This is a genomic window from Paenibacillus cymbidii (assembly GCF_004764705.1).
Taxonomy (GTDB): domain Bacteria; phylum Bacillota; class Bacilli; order Paenibacillales; family NBRC-103111; genus Paenibacillus_AN; species Paenibacillus_AN cymbidii.
This window is the reverse complement of the sequence record NZ_SHLX01000001.1, coordinates 337,683-356,045: the sequence shown is the minus strand read 5'-3', so window position 1 is coordinate 356,045 and position 18,363 is coordinate 337,683. Positions and strand designations below refer to the sequence as shown.

The following is an 18,363-nucleotide window of genomic DNA, read 5'->3' as shown; positions in this document are numbered from 1 at the left end:
GGCGTCCCACGCCCCCGATCACCGTTCTCCCGCCATCAGCACCTCCGGAACGAGCGATATGCCGGTCCGTTCGCGAATCGTCGCCTGCACGCGTTCGATCAGCGCCAGCACGTCGGCCGCCTTCGCAGCGCCGGTATTGACGATGAAATTGGCATGCTGCGCGGACACTTCCGCCCCGCCGACGCGTAAGCCCTTCAGCCCCGCTTCTTCGATGAGCTTCGCCGCAAACGTTCCTTCCGGATTGCGAAACACGCTTCCCGCGCAAGGCAGCTGCAGCGGCTGCGTCCGCTGGCGGCGATCCTGGTAAGCGGCCATCGCCGCCGCAATTTCGCCCCTGTCGCCGTATGCCAGTTCGAACGTCGCCTCCAGCACGATCCCTTTGTCCTCGTGCAGCACGGAATGGCGGTATGCATAGTGCAGCTCATCATTCCGCAGCATGGCCGTTTCGCCCGAAGGCAGCAAAATTTCGGCCGCCTTCAGCACGCGCGATACATCCGAACCGTGCGCTCCTGCGTTCATATACACAGCGCCGCCGACGCTGCCCGGAATGCCCCCCGCAAATTCCAGGCCGGTCAGCCCTTCTTTGCTGGCGCGCCGCGACAGCTTCATGAACGAGCAGGCCCCCCCTGCCACGCAGCCGGTACCTTCGAAACGGATGTAATCGAGCGCAGGCCCTAGCTTGAGCACAACGCCGCGAATGCCCTTGTCGGTCACGAGCAAGTTTGAGCCGCGTCCGATGACGAACCAGGGCGTCCCGTGCCGGGCAAGCAAACGAATCGTTTCCTGCAATTGCTCCTTCGAGTGCGGGATCACAAGCGCATCCGCAGGACCGCCGATTTTCCACGTCGTATAAGGAGCCATCGGTTCGTTCGCAAGAACGTCGCCGATTCCGGCCGTCTGCAATTCGGCAATGACCTGCAGCATGCTTTTTTCCTCCTTCGCGTGTTTCGCGCCGTATGAGCGGAAATCGGTCACGGATATAGTGTAGTCTATGTAAATCGGCCGGGAGTGTGACAAACGCCCAGCTACTTTTGCAAGCTTCCGATCCTCGCGGCGCTGATTCATAGAGTTTACACCGGCACAAAACAAGGCGTTATTGCCGCGCCGTCCGCACGATCAGCTCGACGATCGTTTGCGTCGCGTCCGCCTGCGCCTGGGCGGTCAACGCGCGCGCATGCGCCTCCCGATCCGCCCACAGCGCCGCAAGCTCGCGCGCCAGCGACGCCGCGTCAAGCTGTTCGTCGGGCAGCTTGCGGGCGAAGCCGGCCTTGACGAACGAGTCGGCGTTCAGCAGCTGATCGCCCCGGCTCTGCGCCAGCGACAGCGGTACAAGCAGCATCGGCTTGCGCAGCGCGAGAAATTCGTAAATCGACGTCGCCCCCGCGCGCGATACGACCATGTCGGCCGCCGCCAGCAGATCCGGCAGCTCCTTCGACACGTATTCGTATTGCCTATACCCTTGAATCCCGTTCAGCGAATCGTCGAGATTGCCTTTGCCGCACAAATGTACGATCTGGTACGAGGTGAGCAGCCCGCGCAAGTTGGCGCGAACGGCGTCGTTGATCGTGCGCGCGCCGAGGCTGCCGCCCATGACGAGCACGACCGGCCGCGTGCCGGCGAAGTCGCACAGCGCCCGCCCCCGCTCCGGCTTGCCGGCGAGCAGGCCGCTGCGGATCGGCAGCCCGGTTACGACCGCCTTGCCGCCCGGCACGTGCGGCGCCGTTTCCGGGAACGTGACGCATACGTGGCGAGCGAACGGAACGGACAGCTTGTTGGCCAGGCCCGGGGTATAATCGGATTCGTGAATGAGCACGGGAATGCGGCGCAGCCAGGCGGCGATAACAACGGGAACCGAAACGAAACCGCCCTTGGAAAAGACGACGTCCGGCTTCAGCCTGCGCAGAAGCCGGAACGCGTCGAACACGCCCTTGACCACCTTGAACGGGTCTTTGGCGTTCTTCAAATCAAAATAACGGCGCAGCTTGCCGGAGGAGATGGCATGAAACGGGACGCCCGTTTCGGCGATAATCCCTTTTTCGATGCCGGCGGCGGAGCCGATGTAATGCATGGTCCAGTTCTGGCGGCGGAAGGCGTCGATCAGCGCGACGTTGGGCGTCACGTGCCCCGCCGAACCGCCGCCGGTAAATACGATCGTGCGCACGGGCGATTCACCTCGCGTATCGCGATATGTTGAGCAGGATGCCGATGGCGGTCAGCATCAGCGTCAGCGACGAGCCGCCGGCGCTGATAAGCGGCAGCGTAATGCCCGTTACCGGGAACATGCCGATGACGACGCCGATGTTGATGATGACCTGCACCGCTATGATGCCGACGATGCCGGCGGCGAGCAGGCCGCCGAATGCGTCCGGCGCCGTAATCGCCGTGCGCATGCCGCGCCAGACGACAAGCGCGAACAGCCCCAGCACGAAGGCGCCGCCGATAAAGCCGAGCTCCTCGCCGACGATGGCGAAGATAAAATCGGTTTGCGGTTCGGGCAAATAGCTGTATTTCTGCCGGCTCATGCCGAGCCCCAGGCCGACAAGCCCGCCGGGACCGATGGCGTATAACGATTGAATGATTTGATAGCCGGTGCCGAGCGGGTCGGACCACGGATTGAGGAAACCGGTAATGCGCTGCAGCCGGTACGGCGCCGCCGCAATCAGCCCCACGAAGCCGGCAAGCCCAAGGGCGCCGAGTCCGGCCAAATGCGGCAGCCTGGCGCCGGCGGCGAACAGGATCAGCATGGCGGCGCCGACCATCACGACGCCGGTGCCGAGATCCGGCTGCAGCATAATCAGCCCAAACGCGGCGCCGACGATCCCGAGCGGCGGCAGCAACCCTTTGAAAAACCGGCTTAAGCTCCACTCCTCGGACAAGAGCTTGGCCAAATAAACGACAATCCCCATCTTCATGAACTCCGACGGCTGAATGCCGAACGAGCCAATGCCAAGCCAGCTGCGCGCGCCCCCGCGGACGACGCCGATGCCGGGGATCAGCACGATGACCAGCAGGGCGAAGCAGACGATCAGGGCCAGTTTGGCGTATTTCTTCCATACCCAATAGTCGACGTTCATCGTCGTGATCATCGCGGCGACGCCGAGACCGGCGAACAGCAGCTGGCGTTTCAGGTAATAAAAATAATCGCCGAAATCGTGATAAGCCAGCACCGCGCTGGCGCTGTACACCATCACCACGCCGATGGCCAGCAGCATCAGCGTCGCCGCCATCAGCACGAAATCGGGCGCGGAACGCGCTTTGCCCATAAGTCCGTCACCTCGAGCCCCGATAGTGGGCAAGCTTGGGTGTGTCTGGAAACCCGCTCAGGTGCATCTTGCACCGCCTTTTCGCCCCCTGCTGCGTCACTTTTGCTTGACTTACCCCCGGTAAGCCTGCGCAAAACTTCCTTGCATGGAACGAAAATTCGGCACAATCTGCTGTCTTCGGGGCTTCCAGACACACCCCAGGAGCGGGCAATGAGCCGCCGCTTGTCCCCTATTTACAGGTTATGCACGGACTGTTTAAACATGCTACCCCGCTCCTCGTAAGAGGCGAACATGTCCCAGCTGGCACATGCGGGGGAGAACAGCACAACGTCGCCCGGGCCCGCGGCTTCGCGAGCCGATCGCACGGCGATCGCCATCGTGTCGCGCGGACTGTTAGCATTATCGACCAGGACTACCGATCTGATTCCTGCATCCCGGGCGACGCGGGCGATTTTTTCCTTCGTTTCGCCGATGGCGATAACGGCTTTCACCCGCGAGCGGAAATACGGCAGCAAATCGTCGTACTCCATACGCCGCTCCTGCCCGCCGGCGATCAATACGATCGGCTGCGCGTACGACTCGATATCCTTGATCGTCGCCGCCGGATTGGTCGCCTTCGAACCGTTGATGAACGTGACGCCGCCTTGCTGCGCCACGAATTCGAGCCGGTGCTCGACGCCGTGAAATTCGCGCAGCGCCTTGGCGATCGCCGTGACCGGCGCTCCGACGGCGAGCGCTGCCGCAGTGGCGGCCAGCGCATTCTCAATGTTGTGCGCACCGGGAATTCCAATTTCTTCCACCGGCAGTACCGGATGAGCGAAGCCGACGGCGTCGCGATAAACGATGCGGCCGTCCGCGACGAAAACGCCGAACTCCAGCTGCTGCGTGCGCGAGAACGGCAGCTTGCGCGCCGCCAATCCCGGCGCTATGGCGCGGCAGACGGCATCGTCGGCGTTCAGCACGGCAAAGTCGTCCTCCGTCTGGTTCGCAAACAGCTTCAGCTTGGAAGCGACGTAATCGTCCATGCCGTCGTGATAGTCCAGATGCGTCTCATATACATTGAGCAGGCAAGCGATATGCGGCCGGAACGACGACGTGCCTTTCAATTGAAAGCTGCTCAGTTCGACGACCATCCGGTTCTGTTCCGTCGCGTCGCGGGCGGCGTCGCAAAACGCGCGGCCGATGTTGCCGGCGACGATCGGAGCCATCTCCGCTTCCTCGAGCATGCGGCCGATCCACGTCGTGGTTGTCGTTTTGCCATTCGAGCCGGTGATGCCGATGATCGGCGCGGCGCAAATATGCGACGCCACTTCCACTTCGGTCACCACTTCGATGCCAAGCTCGAGCGCCCGGGCTACAGGCGGCGACGAATAAAAAATGCCGGGGTTTTTCACCACCAGCGCTACTTGTTCATCGATCAAAGACAACGGATGCCCGCCGCACACGACGTCGATGCCAAGCGCTTCCAGTTCGCCGGCTTCCGGGCACGCGTCCCGTTCTTTCCTGTCGTTGACGGTGACGATCGCGCCGCACTCGTGAAACAGCTTGGCCACCGCGATGCCGCTGCGCGCCAGGCCGAGCACGACGACCCGCTTGCCTTTGTAGCGATCAGGATGCAACATGGATTAAAACACCTCGTTTATATAAAGTCCGATGCCCGCAAGCACGATGCCCGCCGCCCAGAACGTCGTGACGACACGCCACTCCGACCAGCCGACCAGCTCGAAATGATGGTGGATCGGGCTCATTTTGAATATGCGTTTGCCCCGCGTCTTGAACGATGTCACCTGAATCATGACCGACAGCACTTCAACGACGAACACGCCGCCAATAATGACGAGCAGCAGTTCCGCCTTCGTCAGCACGGCGACGGCAGCCAATCCGCCGCCGATGCCGAGCGAACCGGTGTCGCCCATGAACACTTTGGCCGGATGGGCGTTAAAGACGAGGAAGCCGAGCACCGCGCCGACCATCGCTGCCGAGAACACGGCCGATTCCGGCTGGTGCGCCTGCATGGCGATAATGATGTAGGCGCCGAACGCGATGGCGCTCGTCCCCGACAGCAGCCCGTCGAGCCCGTCGGTGAAATTGACGCCGTTCGTCGTCGCCAGCATCATGAACACCACAAACGGGTAATAAAACCAGCCGAGCGACAGCGACACGTCCGTGAACGGGATGGCGATATCGGTCGAATGCCCCATCTGGTGCAAATAATAACAGACGACAGCGGAAATGATCAGCTGTCCGAGCAGCTTCTGCCGGGCGGTCAGCCCCAGCGAGCGTTTGAACAATATCTTGATGTAATCGTCGAGAAAGCCGATCAGGCCAAAACCGAGCGCGGCGACCAGCAGCACCGTCAGCGACTCGTTCTTGTCGGCGAAGCGGAGCGTTGCGACCGCCAGCGCCAGCATGATGATTGTGCCGCCCATCGTCGGCGTGCCGGCTTTCTTCAAATGTCCTTGCGGCCCGTCCGTGCGGATCTGCTGCCCGAACTTGAGCCGGCGCAGCAGCGGAATGAGCAGCGGCGCGGCGATGATCGCAAGCAAAAACGCCGCCCCCAGCGGAAACAAAATCTCTTTATAGCCGATCATCGATTATTCCCCCATCTCCTCAAGCGGCCAGGAGCGCCTGCACGACTTCTTCCAGTTTCATGCCGCGCGAAGCCTTGACGAGCACTGCGTCTCCCGCGCCGACCGTTTCGCGCAACTGCGCGATCAGCCGCACCTTGTCCGCGAAAACGTGCACGCGCGACGCGGGGTATCGCGTCAGCGCCGCTTCGCCGATCTGCCGGCCTAGCGTGCCGTACACGTACACTTCCTGCACTTCCGCCGGATCGATCAGTTCGCCGATTTCGCGGTGGAATTCGACTTCGTCCGGGCCGAGTTCAAGCATGTCGCCAAGCACGGCGATTTTGCGGTGATAGCCGCGCAGTTCGTTCAGCAGCGTCACCGCCGCGCGCATCGAAGTCGGACTGGCATTGTACGCGTCGTTCAAAATCGTGGCGCCGCTGGCGGCCGCAAGCTTCTCGATGCGCATGCTTGTCGCCTCGAAGGAACGCAGTCCCCGGGCGATGTCTGCGCTCGTCACGCCCATGTATTTGCCGGCGGCGATGGCGGCCAGCGCATTGATGACGTTGTGGCGGCCCAGCAGCGGAATGTAGTAATTCGGCGAATCGGGCAAATTCGTCTGAAAAAACGTGCCGTTTTCGTCCTGGATCATCGCGGTCGGATACAGGTCGTTGTCCGCTCCCGCCCCGAACCGCAGCGTCAGCATCGATTCCGGGCGCTCCGCCGTTGCCAGCGCGGCTTCAAGCAAAGGCTCGTCGCCGTTGTAGATGAACAAGCCCCCGATCGTGAGACCGGACAAGATTTCCGTCTTCGCTTCCGCTATTGCCTGCCGGGAGCCAAGCTGCATCAGGTGCGATTCGCCGATATTCGTGACGATCGCCGTTTCCGGCCGCGCCAGCTTCGTCAGCAGCTCGATTTCGCCCCGTCCGCTCATGCCCATTTCGATCACGGCCATCTCCGTATCTTCCGCCAGTTGCAGCAGCGTCAGCGGCAATCCGATATGGTTGTTCAAATTGCCTTTCGTTTTGTGCACTTTGTAGGTCGTTTCCAGAATCGAAGCGATCATGTCCTTCGTTGTCGTTTTGCCGTTGCTGCCCGTGACGCCGACGATGCGCACGCCCAGTTCGCTGCGGTAAGATCGGGCCAACTGCTGCAGCGCAGCCAGCGTGTCGCGCACCAGAATAAGCGGCACGCCTGCCGGCGCGTTCGGCCGGTCCTCCTGCCACAGCGCTGCCGCCGCTCCTTTGGCGAAGGCGCCGGCGACATAATCGTGGCCGTCGTATCGTTCGCCGACGAGCGGCACGAACAAATTGCCGGCGCGCAATGTGCGGGTGTCTGTCGACACGCCGGTTATGACAACGCCTTCCGGGCCTTTGCCGCCGGTTTCGCCGGCGACGGCCGTCAAGCCGCCCGCCATTGCGGCCGCTTGCTCCCATGTTTTATTAATCAACCGATTCGTCCCCTTAACGCGATTCTCGCTTCTTCCCGATCGTCGAAATGATGCGTGGTGCCTTGCACGATCTGTACCGTTTCATGACCTTTTCCCGCAATCAATACTACATCGCCGGGGCTTGCCATTTCAACTGCTTTTTCAATCGCGGCTCGCCGGTCGGCAACAAGCGTGTAACGGTCCGGCGTTTCGCCGCCGCCTCTGCGCACGCCCGGCTCGATCTCGCGCAATATCGCTTCCGGGTCTTCCGTGCGCGGATTGTCCGACGTCACAATGACGTAATCGCTGTAGGAAGCGGCGATGGCGCCCATGATCGGCCGCTTCGCCCGGTCGCGGTCGCCGCCGCAGCCAAACACCGTAATGATGCGTCGGTCGGCGAAGCCGCGAATGGTGGCGAGCGCATTCTCCAGGCTGTCCGGCGTATGGCTGTAATCGACGAGAACGGCAAACGGCTGGCCTTCGTCCACCGGCTCCATCCGGCCCTCGACGATCGCCATCCGCTCCAGGCTCTTCGCGATCTGTGCCAGCGGCACGCCTTCCAGCCAGACGGCCGCAACCGCCGCAAGCGCGTTGGAAACGTTAAAAGCGCCGACCAGCGGAAGCTTCACTTCCGCTTCGCCGGCAACGCCGCTGATGTGAAACGTCGTCCCGCGCGACGTGATGGCGATGTCGGTTGCGCGGATATCGGCTTGCTCCCTGATCCCGTAGGTGACGACTTGCGCTGCTGTCAGCTCGCGATATTCGCGCGACGCGTCGTCATCCGCGTTGAGCACGGCGTACTTGGCGTCGCCGGAGGTCGGCCCGAACGCGTTGCCAAGGCGCGAGAAGAGCAACCCTTTGGCGGCGCGGTAACGCTCCATCGTCAGATGGAAATCAAGATGGTCCTGCGTCAGGTTCGTAAACACGCCGGTGCCGAAGTTCGTGCCCAGCACGCGCCCGAGCGCCAGCCCGTGCGACGACACTTCCATGATGCAGTAATCGGCGCCGGCGTCGGCGATGCTCCGGAAACTGCGCTGCAGCTCGCAGCTTTCCTGCGTGTTCCAATCCGATGCGCTCGTGACGCCGCCGATTTTGAGCCCAAAATTGCCCATCATGCCTGCCCTGCGTCCGCTGCTTTCGAGCAAATGCTCGATGATATGCGACGTTGTCGTTTTGCCGTTCGTGCCCGTCACCCCGATGACGCGAAGCGACAGGCTCGGATAACCGTACAACCGGCAAGCGGCGTACGCCATCGCATATCGCGCGTCGCGCACGAGCAGCGTCGGCGCCGCGACATCGAGCTCGCGCTCGGCGAGGACTGCGGACGCCCCGCGTCTTACCGCGTCGGCGGCAAACTGATGGCTGTCCCTGAATTTCAAATGCGGCACTTCCGGCACACAGACGAACAGCTCGCCGGGTCCCACCTGACGCGAATCCATGCGCAGCCGCCCGATTTCGGTATCGCCGTCGCCGATCATTCGGTGCCCGATCAGCCCTTCCGCCAGCTCCCGCAGCTTCATCCGATCGCCTCCCGTTAATGTGTGAAATGTGGATTTCAAATCCGGTTATTTCCATTATAGACGGAGAACCGATTAATTATCGCTTTCCGCAAGCGCCGCATCCGCCTCGGCCTCGGCCGCCGCCACCGCGCCGGGCGCGTCCGAAAGAAAAATGCGGATCGTCGACCCTTTTTCCAGCCGTGTCCCCGGCCGCGGCGCCTGGCTGACGACGGTATTGCCGCTGCCGGCTTTGGCCAGCACGAAGTCGCTGCTCATGTCTTCGTAAATATCCGCCACCGTGCGTCCGACAAGCTGCGGCACTTCCACGATTTGGGTTTCGCCGTAGCGGTATTCTTTTTCGATCTGCTCCTTGCTCTGCGGCACGTTCATGTAGCGCAGCACGTCGCCCATGATGTTCTTGACGATCGGCGCGGCGATCAAGCCGCCGAACTGAATGCCTTGCGGATTGTCGACCGCAATGTAAATGACGATCCGCGGCCGGTCCGCCGGCGCAAAGCCGACAAACGACACGATGTGCTCGTTCGGCGAATAACGACCGCCGACCACTTTCTGCGCGGTGCCCGTTTTGCCGCCGACTCGGTAGCCGTCGAGGAAAGCGTTGCGCCCCGTGCCTTTGGCGACGACGCTTTCGAGCGCTTCGCGCACCTGGCGAGACGTGTTTTCGCTGATGACGGTTCGCACCAGCTTCGGCTCGACCGAATCGACGCGTTCGCCGGTGTCGGGGTTGTACCACGCCCGCGCTACGTGCGGCTCGAACAGCTTGCCGCCGTTGACGGCGGCCGAAACGGCGGCGATCTGCTGAATCGGCGTCACCGACACCCCTTGGCCGAACGACGTCGTCGCCAACTCTACCGGCCCCACCTTGGACGGCTTGAACAAGATGCCGTTTTCTTCGCCGCCGATGTCGATGCCGGTCTTTTTGCCGAAACCGAATTTGTTGATGAACTCGAACAGCTTGTCTTTGCCGAGCCGCTGCCCCATCACGACGAAACCGGGATTGCACGAGTTTTCCACGACCTGCAGGAACGTTTCGCTGCCGTGGCCGCCTTTTTTCCAGCAGCGCAGCCGCGCCCCCGCCACCTCGATCGCGCCCGGATCGTGAAAATATTCGCCGGTCAGGTTCACTTTCTTTTCTTCCAGCGCGGCGGCGAGCGTAATGATTTTGAACGTTGAGCCCGGCTCGTATGTCATCCAGATCGGCAAATTGCGGTTGAATACTTCGGATGGATAATCGCGGAAATGCGACGGGTCGAATGTCGGCCGGCCGGCCATCGCCAGCACTTCGCCGGTGTTCGGGTCCATCGCGATGCCGATGACGTGATCCGCCTGATATTGCGCCATGGCGAGATCGAGCTCGCGCTCCATGACCGATTGGATATAGCTGTCGATCGTCAGCTGCAGCGTCATGCCGTCCGTCGGCTTGCGGTATTCGTCGGTCGAGTTCGGCATTTCCCTGCCCGCCCCGTCAGCCAGAAACGAGATGCTGCCGGCGAGCCCCGTCAGTTGCTTGTCGTACTTCGCCTCCACGCCGGTGAGTCCCTGGTTGTCGATCCCGGTGACGCCGAGAATGTGCGAAGCAAGCGAACCGAACGGGTAATAACGCTTGTTGTCTTCGGTGACGACGATGCCGGGCAAATTCATTTGGCGAATTTCCTCCGCCTTTTCGGCCGTAATTTTGCGGCCGGACGGTTTGATGTAGACGATTATTTCGCGCTGCGTGATCTGCTTGTACACCGTTTCTTCCGAAGCTTGCAGCGCGGCGGCCAGTTTGGCGGCCGTTTCTTGCGGGTTTTTCACTTGCGCGGGGATCGCCATCACGGTAGGCGAACTGATATTGTAAGCGAGCTTGACGCCGCCGCGATCCCAAATTTCGCCCCGCTTCGGCGCGAACGGAATGTTGCGCCGCCACGAGTCCTCCGCCCGCGCAGCCAGCTCGGACCCTTTCCACAGCTGCAAATACCCGAGCCTTGCAATCATCGCGCCAAACAGGATGCCCGCGGCAAGCATGGCGTACCACAGCCTGCGGCGAACGGTCGCACCCGACATTCTCATGCCCTATCCCTCCAAGCCGGCACCTTCGTCCAGATCGTTTCATATCCAGACTATTCGCCGGTCTTGCCGGTTAGAACAAGCTCCCCTCCGCATGTCCGAAGGGGAGGCTTGTTAAGGCTTTTTCGCGTTCGACGGTGTGTCCGTCTTGTTGCCGGTCGTTTTCGCCGCATTGCCGGCCGGCGCGTTGTACGTTTCGCTGAGCGGCTGCAGCGTGAGTTCGACCGATTTGCCGCCGTCGCCGTCCGTCGCCGTTTGGCCGGTGACATAGCCGGTGCCGTTCGTTTTGCAGGCAAGCTGCAGGAAGGAGCACACTTCCAGCGCCTCGCGCAGCGATTTGCCGGCGAGCTCCGGCAGCGGGATCGTGTCGTTATCCGCTAGCGTCGCATACACGCGCTGCGTCATCGACACTTCTGTGCCTGGAGCGGGATATTGCCGCAGCACGGCGTTTCCTTTGCCGTACGTTTCCAGCTGCAGCCCGGCCTGAGCCAGTTTCGTTTTGGCCGTTGCGGACGTCATCGTCTGCACGTCGGGCACAACCGTCATCGATTCGGCGGTTGTCGACTTGACTTGCGCGGCGCTCGCCTTGACTTCGAGGTGGCGCAGCGTCTGCTGCATGATTTCTTTGAACGGCGGACCCGTTACGTTGCCGCCTTCATGATAATCGCCTTTCAAATCGGGCTGGTCGGCGACGATCGCCACCAGCACGCGCGGATTGTCGACCGGCGCGTAGCCGATGAACGAGACTACCCACGTGTCGGTGGAATACGTCTTTTCGCCCGCCCTGACGACTTGCGCCGTACCGGTTTTGCCTGCCACGCGATAACCGTCGATGTAGGCGCGCCAGCCGGTGCCGCCGCCTTCCTTGTTGGCGACGACTTGCTCCAGGTCGAGCCCCGCTTGTTTGGCCGTATCTTCCGTCACGACCTGGCGAACGAATTTCGGCTCGAACTTCTGGATCGCTTCGCCCGTCTCCGAGTCGCTGATCTGTTTGAGAACGTGCGGCCACATCAGCTTGCCGCCGTTGGCGATGGCGCCGTATGCCGCCACCTGCTGGATGACCGTCGCCGTCAAGCCCTGGCCGTACGTGGCGGTTGCGTACTCGACCGGGTATCTCATGCCCACTTGCCCGGCTGCTTCCTGCGGCAAATCGATGCCCGTTTTAGCGCCGAAACCGAACTTGTCGATGTAGCTTCGCAGCTTCTCCATGCCCAGCTTTTCGTACCCCAGTTTAACAAAAGCGACGTTACTGGATCTAAGCAAACCTTCCAAAAAAGTAATTTTACCCCATCCACCGATTTGATGGTCGTTTAACCGTTGGCCGGTTACCATAATTTGTCCCGACTGATACGTATCGTTCGGATTAAACAATCCTTCTTCGATCGTGCCGGCCAGCGTGACCAGCTTGAACGTCGAACCGGGCTCGTATTGCGACGAAATCGCATCGTTCTTAAAATCTTCCGGACCGCCTATTTCCCAATACCGGTTCGGGTTAAAATCGGGCGCGTTCGCCATGGCGAGAATTTCCATCGTTTTCGGATCTGCGACGACCGCCGTCATCGATTTCGGATGATACTTGTCCATCATCTTCTGAATGGCCTGCTCGGTAATATACTGGATCTCTTCGTCGATCGTCAGCATGATGTCGTTGCCGTTGACGGCCGGCGTCAGCGACACTTTGGAATCCGGCAGCTCGATTCCCATCCGATCCTGCTGGCGACTCAACTTGCCCGGCGTCCCTTTGAGCAAGTCGTTGTACATCGACTCGACGCCGTATTTCGCGTTGCCTTCCTTGTCCACATAACCAAGCACTTGCGAAGCAAGACGGCTGTACGGATAGTAGCGCATCGACGTTTCTTTCAAATAGATGCCGGTGGCGCTTTTTTTTCGCAGCGATTTCGATTTGGCCAGTTCTTCAATGAACGCGTCGACCTTCTGCTTCGTTTCCCCGTCGATTTTCCAGCCTTCGTTGCGCACTTCCACTTCCTGCAGCAGCTTGTCGCTGTCGGCCCGTTTTTTCGTGGCCATGGCGTAAATTTTGTTTTCGAGCTCCCCGACATTCCCGCCCGCTCCGGCCAAAATTTGCGCCAGCCCGCGCGCCACTTCGCGCTCCACATGGGACTCGGCGATGATCGTCGGGTTCAGCGCAACCGTGTAGGCGACCGTATCTTCCGCCAGAGGCCTGCCGTCGCGGTCGGTAATCGTTCCTCGTTTGGCGCGAATGATTTCGTTGTCCTGCCAGCGAACTTCCGCCTTCCCCTGCAGCCACGCGGCATCCACCACCTGCACCCAATACATGCGGGCGATGAGCGCCCCGAACAGCAGGCTGAACACGACCCCGATCAGCAGCGACCGCAGCTTCATTTTTTTATGCATTCGTTCATCCGCTCCGTTACGGCTTCACCGCCAGTTTCTCGCTCCCCTTGAGCGTCGCTTTGTCCGGCACGATGACGGTTTGCCCCTCGCCCACTTGCGACAGCCCGCTCTTCTGGGCGTCGTTCTTCAGCTTCTCGGGGTCGTTGATTTTGTTGACCATCTGTTTGAGCGTGCTGTTCTCCGCTTCCAATTGTTTGATCGTTTGCTGGATTTGTTCGATCTTCGCATTCATTTCGTAAATTTGCGCATAACGCCAAATGATGACGCCGGCGACAATGACGCACAGGAAGACGGTGAACAAATAGATCAGCTTCTCCTGCACCGGCATCACGCGCTTGCGCCGTACTGTCCGTTGTTGTTGCTGCTGCTTCTGCTTCTGTTGAACCGCAGATTCGACCATGCGCCTTTCTTCAACCGCCAAACTCCCGTGCATGTAAGCTGCCATCCTCGTCTCCACTCCCTTTTTCGTCGTTCGTGCCCGGCGTGTTGTACCGTTAGTAACGCTGGCTCAACCTTTTTCCGCCACCCTCAGCTTGGCCGAACGGGCCCGCGGGTTCGCCTCGATTTCCGCTGCGCTTGGCTCGGTCGGCTTGCGGCCGATCAGGCGCAAAACCGACTTCTTCTGACAGACGCAGACCGGAAAATCGGGCGGACATGTGCAGGTTTCAACAAATTTCGAGAACAAACGCTTGCAAAGCCTGTCCTCCAGCGAATGAAACGTGATGACCGCAATTCGTCCGCCGGAAGCGAGGCAATCGATCGATTGCAGCAAAGCGTCTTCCATTGCGCCAAGCTCGTCGTTGACCGCGATGCGCAGCGCCTGGAACGACCTTCGCGCCGGATGCGGGCCGGTTCTGCGCGCCGCCGCCGGGATGCCTTCCTTGACGAGCTCGGCCAGTTGGCCGGTCGTTTCGATCGGCGCCTTCGCTCTTGCTTCCACGATGCGCGAGGCGATGCGCCGGGCAAACTTCTCTTCGCCGTATTCGAACAGGATGCGTGCGAGCTCCTGCTCGGACCAGGTGTTGACGATATCGCGTCCGCTCATGCCGGTCGTGCGGTCCATCCGCATGTCGATCGGGGCGTCGTGGTTGTAGCTGAACCCGCGCTCCGCCTCGTCGAATTGCGGCGACGACACGCCAAGATCGAACAGGATGCCGTCTACCTGCGGCTTGCCATCCGCCATCGGCACGTCCAGCTCGGCGAGCCGGCTTGACAAGTGGCGGAAGTTGCTGCGCACCAGCGTCACGCGATCCCCGTACGGGGCGAGCTTCGCTTTGGCATTGTCGAGCGCGGCATCGTCCTGGTCGAAAGCGATCAGCCGGCCGCCGGCGCCGAGCCGCGACGCGATCAGCGCGCTGTGCCCGGCGCCGCCGAGCGTGCAGTCGACGTAGATGCCGTCCGGCTTGACGGCGAGGCCGTTTACCGCTTCTTCCTTCAAAACTGTGATATGCTCAAACATGCTGCATACATTCCTTTTTACAAATCGAAATTAAAATCGACCAGCTTCTCGGCAATTTCGTTAAAGGACGATTCCGATTGTAGCGAATAGTCGCTCCACGCTTCCTTGCTCCATATTTCCACGCGGTTCGAAACGCCGATGACGACACAATCCTTCTGCAGCTTGGCATGTTCCACCAAATTATTGGGTATGTTTACCCTTCCCTGTTTGTCCAGCTCGCATTCCGTCGCCCCGGAGAAAAAAAAGCGCGTAAACGCCCGCGCATCCGCCTTCATGAGCGGCAGCGATTTGAGCTTCTGCTCCAGCACGCTCCATTCCTGCAGCGGATAAACGAACAAACATTGGTCAAGACCGCGGGTAACAACAAAAGTGGAGCCCAGCGCGTCGCGGAATTTGGCGGGAACGATCATACGACCTTTGTCGTCGATGCTGTGTTGATATTCCCCCATAAACATCCCGCTGCTCGCCCCTTTCCCCCACTTCGCCCCACTTTTCACCACTCCAGTATACTAATTCTCCACCACAAAAAAAAGTCCTGCCGCAAGGGCAAGACTTTTTGAAAATAGGTTGTCGGTCCTAGTTCATTCCGGGGGATAGGCATTATCCGACCGGAAGCGGGTATTGCACGTTGTTGTATCCGAGTTGAATCACGTTATGGTCCGTGTCTTCGACCCCGGTTACGGAGAGCACGATCGTTTCGCCAGACATCAGCGTCTCGTACCAGCCGCCGACGTCGAGCTCCACTTCGGTCCCGGACGACAGCAGCGTCGCCGTCGTTGGCGTGTGGGGCGGAGCCATCATATTGAGCATCAGGCTAAGCGAATAATTCGCAGCCGTTTCCGCCGTCGTTTCGTCCACCGGCATGTTGAACGTTACCTTCAATGCGTTGTTTGCATACACCAGCCCGGTTACGGTCAGCGCCTGGATCGGCGTCGCAACGTCAACCTTGGCGGGCGACGACGCATTGCCGGCCGTATCCTTTACAACGACATACACATCGTATGCGGTATTGTGCGCCGGAAGCGCCGCCGTAACGAAGCTCTTCTCCACATTGGCAACGATTGTGTCGTTGCCGGATGCGAGCGCCGGCAAGTCGTCGCTGCCATGCCCCGCCATCACCTGAAGCTCGCTCGGCGCCGGCGCATTGTCGGCAACGACGACATAGTAGGCGGTGCCCGCTTCATCGGCCTGCACGAGGACCTGCACCGTTTTGCTGTTTGCCGTCTGCGTCGTGCCTGCCATTGGATAAGTAGCGGCAAAGCTCGGCGCCGTCGTATCTGCAATCGTGTACGTTTCGCTCATTACCGGGCTATCGATCATACCCAGCTTCGTTGCGATCGCTTTGACCGTCGTCGTTTGCGTCAGCACAAGCGGCGTATAATTATAGTACACGGCACTGCTGACAGTAGGCGTGCTGCCGTCGATCGTGTAATGGATCGTGGCGCCCACAGTCGAGGTGGCCAGCGAAACTTGCGTGCCGACCGCTACGGTGCCGCCCGGCGGATTGGCCGAAGGGGCCGCCGCTGTTGGCGTCGGTGTCGGCGTCGGGTCGTACGACGGCGGCGGGGTCGATGGCGATGCAGTCGGCGTTGGCGTTGGCGCAACCGTCGGCTTCGGCGTTGCCGTTGGCGACGGCGATGGCGTCACATTCGGCGAGGCCGAAGGCGATGGGGACGGCGATGACGAGGAAGCGATCTTCTCATAGACTTGCTGCCCGCCATAAGAGCCAATCACCAAATCCGATCTTGTCGCCAATTTAGCGCCGTCCGTATCTTCCGGCAACACCTTTTTGTCAATCGCTTGTTTGACGGCATCCGCGTACCAAGGGGTGCCCGTCATATCCGGTTTCACGCCGAGTCCTTTGACAATTGCGGTAGCAAACTCTCCCAAGGTAGTATTGGCGCCCGGATCGAAAGTGGTGTCCGACTTGCCGTCGATCAGCCCGGCTTTTTTTGCCGCTTCGATGTACTTGATCGCCCACCCGTTCGCGGCATCGTCGGCGCGCACGTCGGCAAACGACGAAGTAGTCACGGAGTCGTCGACCTTCACCCCGTATATGAGCGTCAATACTTTGGCGAACTGGGCGCGGGTCGCATTTTCGTCAATGCCGAAACTGTCGTCGCTGACGCCTTCGAAAACGCCCTTGGACAGCAGGGCGTCGATTTTGGTTTTCAACGCCGCGTCAATGCCCTGCAAATCTTGAAAATCAGCCGAAGTTTTCGTTGCCGGCACCTCCGCCGCGGCTAAACCGGGCAGCATTAAGTGCGTACCGATTGCAACAATGGCGAGCAATCGGGCAATTCGACTTCTCATTCGCACACACCTCCCGATGAATCTGGTCAAGCCACCTTTTATTTTAGTGGGGGCGACCAGCGGAGGATAGTGACATTTGTCATAAATTGTCCCGTCGACGTGAATTTCTAATGCTCCGTCCAGCTGTCGAGATACGACTTTTGCTCGTCCGACAGCTTGTCGATGCCGAGGCCAAGCGATTCCAGCTTGAAGCGGGCAACTTGTTCGTCAAGCTCGTAAGGGACGTTGACGACTTGGTTGCCGATCGACTGGTAGTTGTCGTTCACATACTTGAGCGACAGCGCCTGCAGCGCAAACGTCATGTCCATGATTTCCGCCGGATGGCCGTCGCCTGCGGCCAGATTGACGAGGCGTCCTTCCGCCAGCAAATAAAACTTCCGTCCGTCCGCCAATTGGTATTCCTCGATATTGCGGCGCACCGTACGTTTGGATACGGCCAACGCTTCCAACTCCGGCTTATTGACTTCCACGTCGAAGTGGCCGGCGTTGGACAGCACGGCGCCGTCCTTCATCACTTTGTAGTGTTCGCCGCGGATGACGTCGCGGTTGCCGGTAACGGTGACGAAGAAATCGCCGACTTTGGCCGCTTCCAGCATCGGCATCACGGCGAACCCGTCCATGTACGCTTCGACCGCCTTGATCGCGTCGATTTCGGTTACGATGACGTTGGCGCCGAGCCCTTTGGCCCTCATCGCCACCCCTTTGCCGCACCAGCCGTAGCCGACGACGACGACGGTTTTGCCGGCAACGACCAGGTTGGTCGTGCGGTTGATGCCGTCCCACACCGATTGGCCGGTGCCGTAGCGGTTGTCGAACAAATATTTGCAGAATGCGTCGTTGACAGCCACCATCGGAAACTTCAGTTCGCCTTCCTTCTCCATCGCTTTCAGACGAAGAATGCCGGTCGTCGTTTCTTCGGCGCCGCCGCGCACGTTTTTGCGCAGGTCGGGACGTTCGGAATGAAGCAGCGACACGAGGTCGCCGCCGTCGTCGATGATCAGATCCGGTTCGGTTTCCAGCGTCTTGATCAGCAGCGCCTTGTATTCTTCCGGCGACGGATTGTATTTGGCAAATACCGTAATGCCGTCTTCAACAAGCGCGGCGCAAACGTCGTCCTGTGTCGACAGCGGATTGCTGCCGGTAATCGCCACGTCCGCCCCGCCGGCCGCCACCACTTTGGCGAGATAGGCGGTTTTGGCCTCAAGATGCAGCGAAATGGCCACTTTCAACCCTTTAAACGGCTGTTCCTTGGCAAATTGCTCCTTGATCCGGTTCAGCACCGGCATATGCGCGTCCACCCAATCGATCTTCAAATGCCCTTCCGGCGCCAGCGCCATATCCGTAACGATGCTTTTGACAGTGCTCGAACTTGTCATTAAGAAATCGC

General features: G+C 60.3%; 14 protein-coding genes. All 14 read right to left on the bottom strand.

What is annotated here, in order from left to right; all coding sequences use genetic code 11:
• Nucleotides 1–18: 18 nt before the first annotated feature.
• The 14 genes from murB to EXY20_RS01395 all read right to left on the bottom strand — a co-directional run bounded on the left by murB (nt 19) and on the right by EXY20_RS01395 (nt 18,352).
• Nucleotides 19–924, bottom strand: a complete 906-nt coding sequence (murB, locus tag EXY20_RS01460; RefSeq protein ID WP_135546869.1) for a UDP-N-acetylmuramate dehydrogenase — start codon at nt 922–924, stop codon at nt 19–21.
• 169 nt (nt 925–1,093) lie between these two features.
• A complete protein-coding gene (locus EXY20_RS01455; RefSeq protein WP_135546867.1) occupies nt 1,094–2,161 on the bottom strand; it encodes an undecaprenyldiphospho-muramoylpentapeptide beta-N-acetylglucosaminyltransferase in 1,068 nt (355 codons plus the stop codon).
• A 7-nt stretch (nt 2,162–2,168) separates the two neighbouring features.
• Nucleotides 2,169–3,263, bottom strand: a complete 1,095-nt coding sequence (spoVE, locus tag EXY20_RS01450) for a stage V sporulation protein E (protein WP_135546865.1) — start codon at nt 3,261–3,263, stop codon at nt 2,169–2,171.
• 233 nt (nt 3,264–3,496) lie between these two features.
• Complete coding sequence (gene murD, locus EXY20_RS01445) at nt 3,497–4,885, bottom strand: UDP-N-acetylmuramoyl-L-alanine--D-glutamate ligase (protein ID WP_135546863.1); 1,389 nt, start codon at nt 4,883–4,885, stop codon at nt 3,497–3,499.
• Nucleotides 4,886–4,888: 3 nt separating this feature from the next.
• Complete coding sequence (gene mraY, locus EXY20_RS01440; RefSeq protein ID WP_207671201.1) at nt 4,889–5,854, bottom strand: phospho-N-acetylmuramoyl-pentapeptide-transferase; 966 nt, start codon at nt 5,852–5,854, stop codon at nt 4,889–4,891.
• A gap of 19 nt (nt 5,855–5,873) precedes the next feature.
• Entirely contained in the window at nt 5,874–7,280 is a 1,407-nt protein-coding gene (locus tag EXY20_RS01435; protein ID WP_207671200.1) for a UDP-N-acetylmuramoyl-tripeptide--D-alanyl-D-alanine ligase, read from the bottom strand.
• Nucleotides 7,277–8,779 (bottom strand): UDP-N-acetylmuramoyl-L-alanyl-D-glutamate--2,6-diaminopimelate ligase, encoded by a 1,503-nt coding sequence (locus EXY20_RS01430; RefSeq protein WP_135546861.1) that lies wholly within the window; start codon nt 8,777–8,779, stop codon nt 7,277–7,279. Before EXY20_RS01430 ends, EXY20_RS01435 begins: the two co-directional genes overlap by 4 nt.
• Nucleotides 8,780–8,851: 72 nt before the next feature.
• Nucleotides 8,852–10,831, bottom strand: coding sequence for a stage V sporulation protein D (locus EXY20_RS01425; protein ID WP_135546859.1), 1,980 nt, complete (start codon nt 10,829–10,831; stop codon nt 8,852–8,854).
• Between the two features lie 111 nt (nt 10,832–10,942).
• Nucleotides 10,943–13,204, bottom strand: coding sequence for a penicillin-binding transpeptidase domain-containing protein (locus EXY20_RS01420; RefSeq protein ID WP_135546857.1), 2,262 nt, complete (start codon nt 13,202–13,204; stop codon nt 10,943–10,945).
• Nucleotides 13,205–13,220: 16 nt separating this feature from the next.
• Entirely contained in the window at nt 13,221–13,649 is a 429-nt protein-coding gene (gene ftsL, locus EXY20_RS01415; RefSeq protein ID WP_135546855.1) for a cell division protein FtsL, read from the bottom strand.
• A 63-nt stretch (nt 13,650–13,712) separates the two neighbouring features.
• A complete protein-coding gene (gene rsmH, locus EXY20_RS01410; RefSeq protein WP_135546853.1) occupies nt 13,713–14,663 on the bottom strand; it encodes a 16S rRNA (cytosine(1402)-N(4))-methyltransferase RsmH in 951 nt (316 codons plus the stop codon).
• 17 nt (nt 14,664–14,680) lie between these two features.
• The gene (gene mraZ / locus EXY20_RS01405; protein WP_135546851.1) at nt 14,681–15,118 is read right to left on the bottom strand and encodes a division/cell wall cluster transcriptional repressor MraZ; all 438 of its coding nucleotides are present in this window, start codon (nt 15,116–15,118) and stop codon (nt 14,681–14,683) included.
• 145 nt (nt 15,119–15,263) lie between these two features.
• Complete coding sequence (locus tag EXY20_RS01400) at nt 15,264–16,976, bottom strand: S-layer homology domain-containing protein (RefSeq protein ID WP_135546849.1); 1,713 nt, start codon at nt 16,974–16,976, stop codon at nt 15,264–15,266.
• Between the two features lie 107 nt (nt 16,977–17,083).
• Nucleotides 17,084–18,352, bottom strand: coding sequence for an adenosylhomocysteinase (locus EXY20_RS01395; protein WP_135546846.1), 1,269 nt, complete (start codon nt 18,350–18,352; stop codon nt 17,084–17,086).
• Nucleotides 18,353–18,363: the final 11 nt, after the last annotated feature.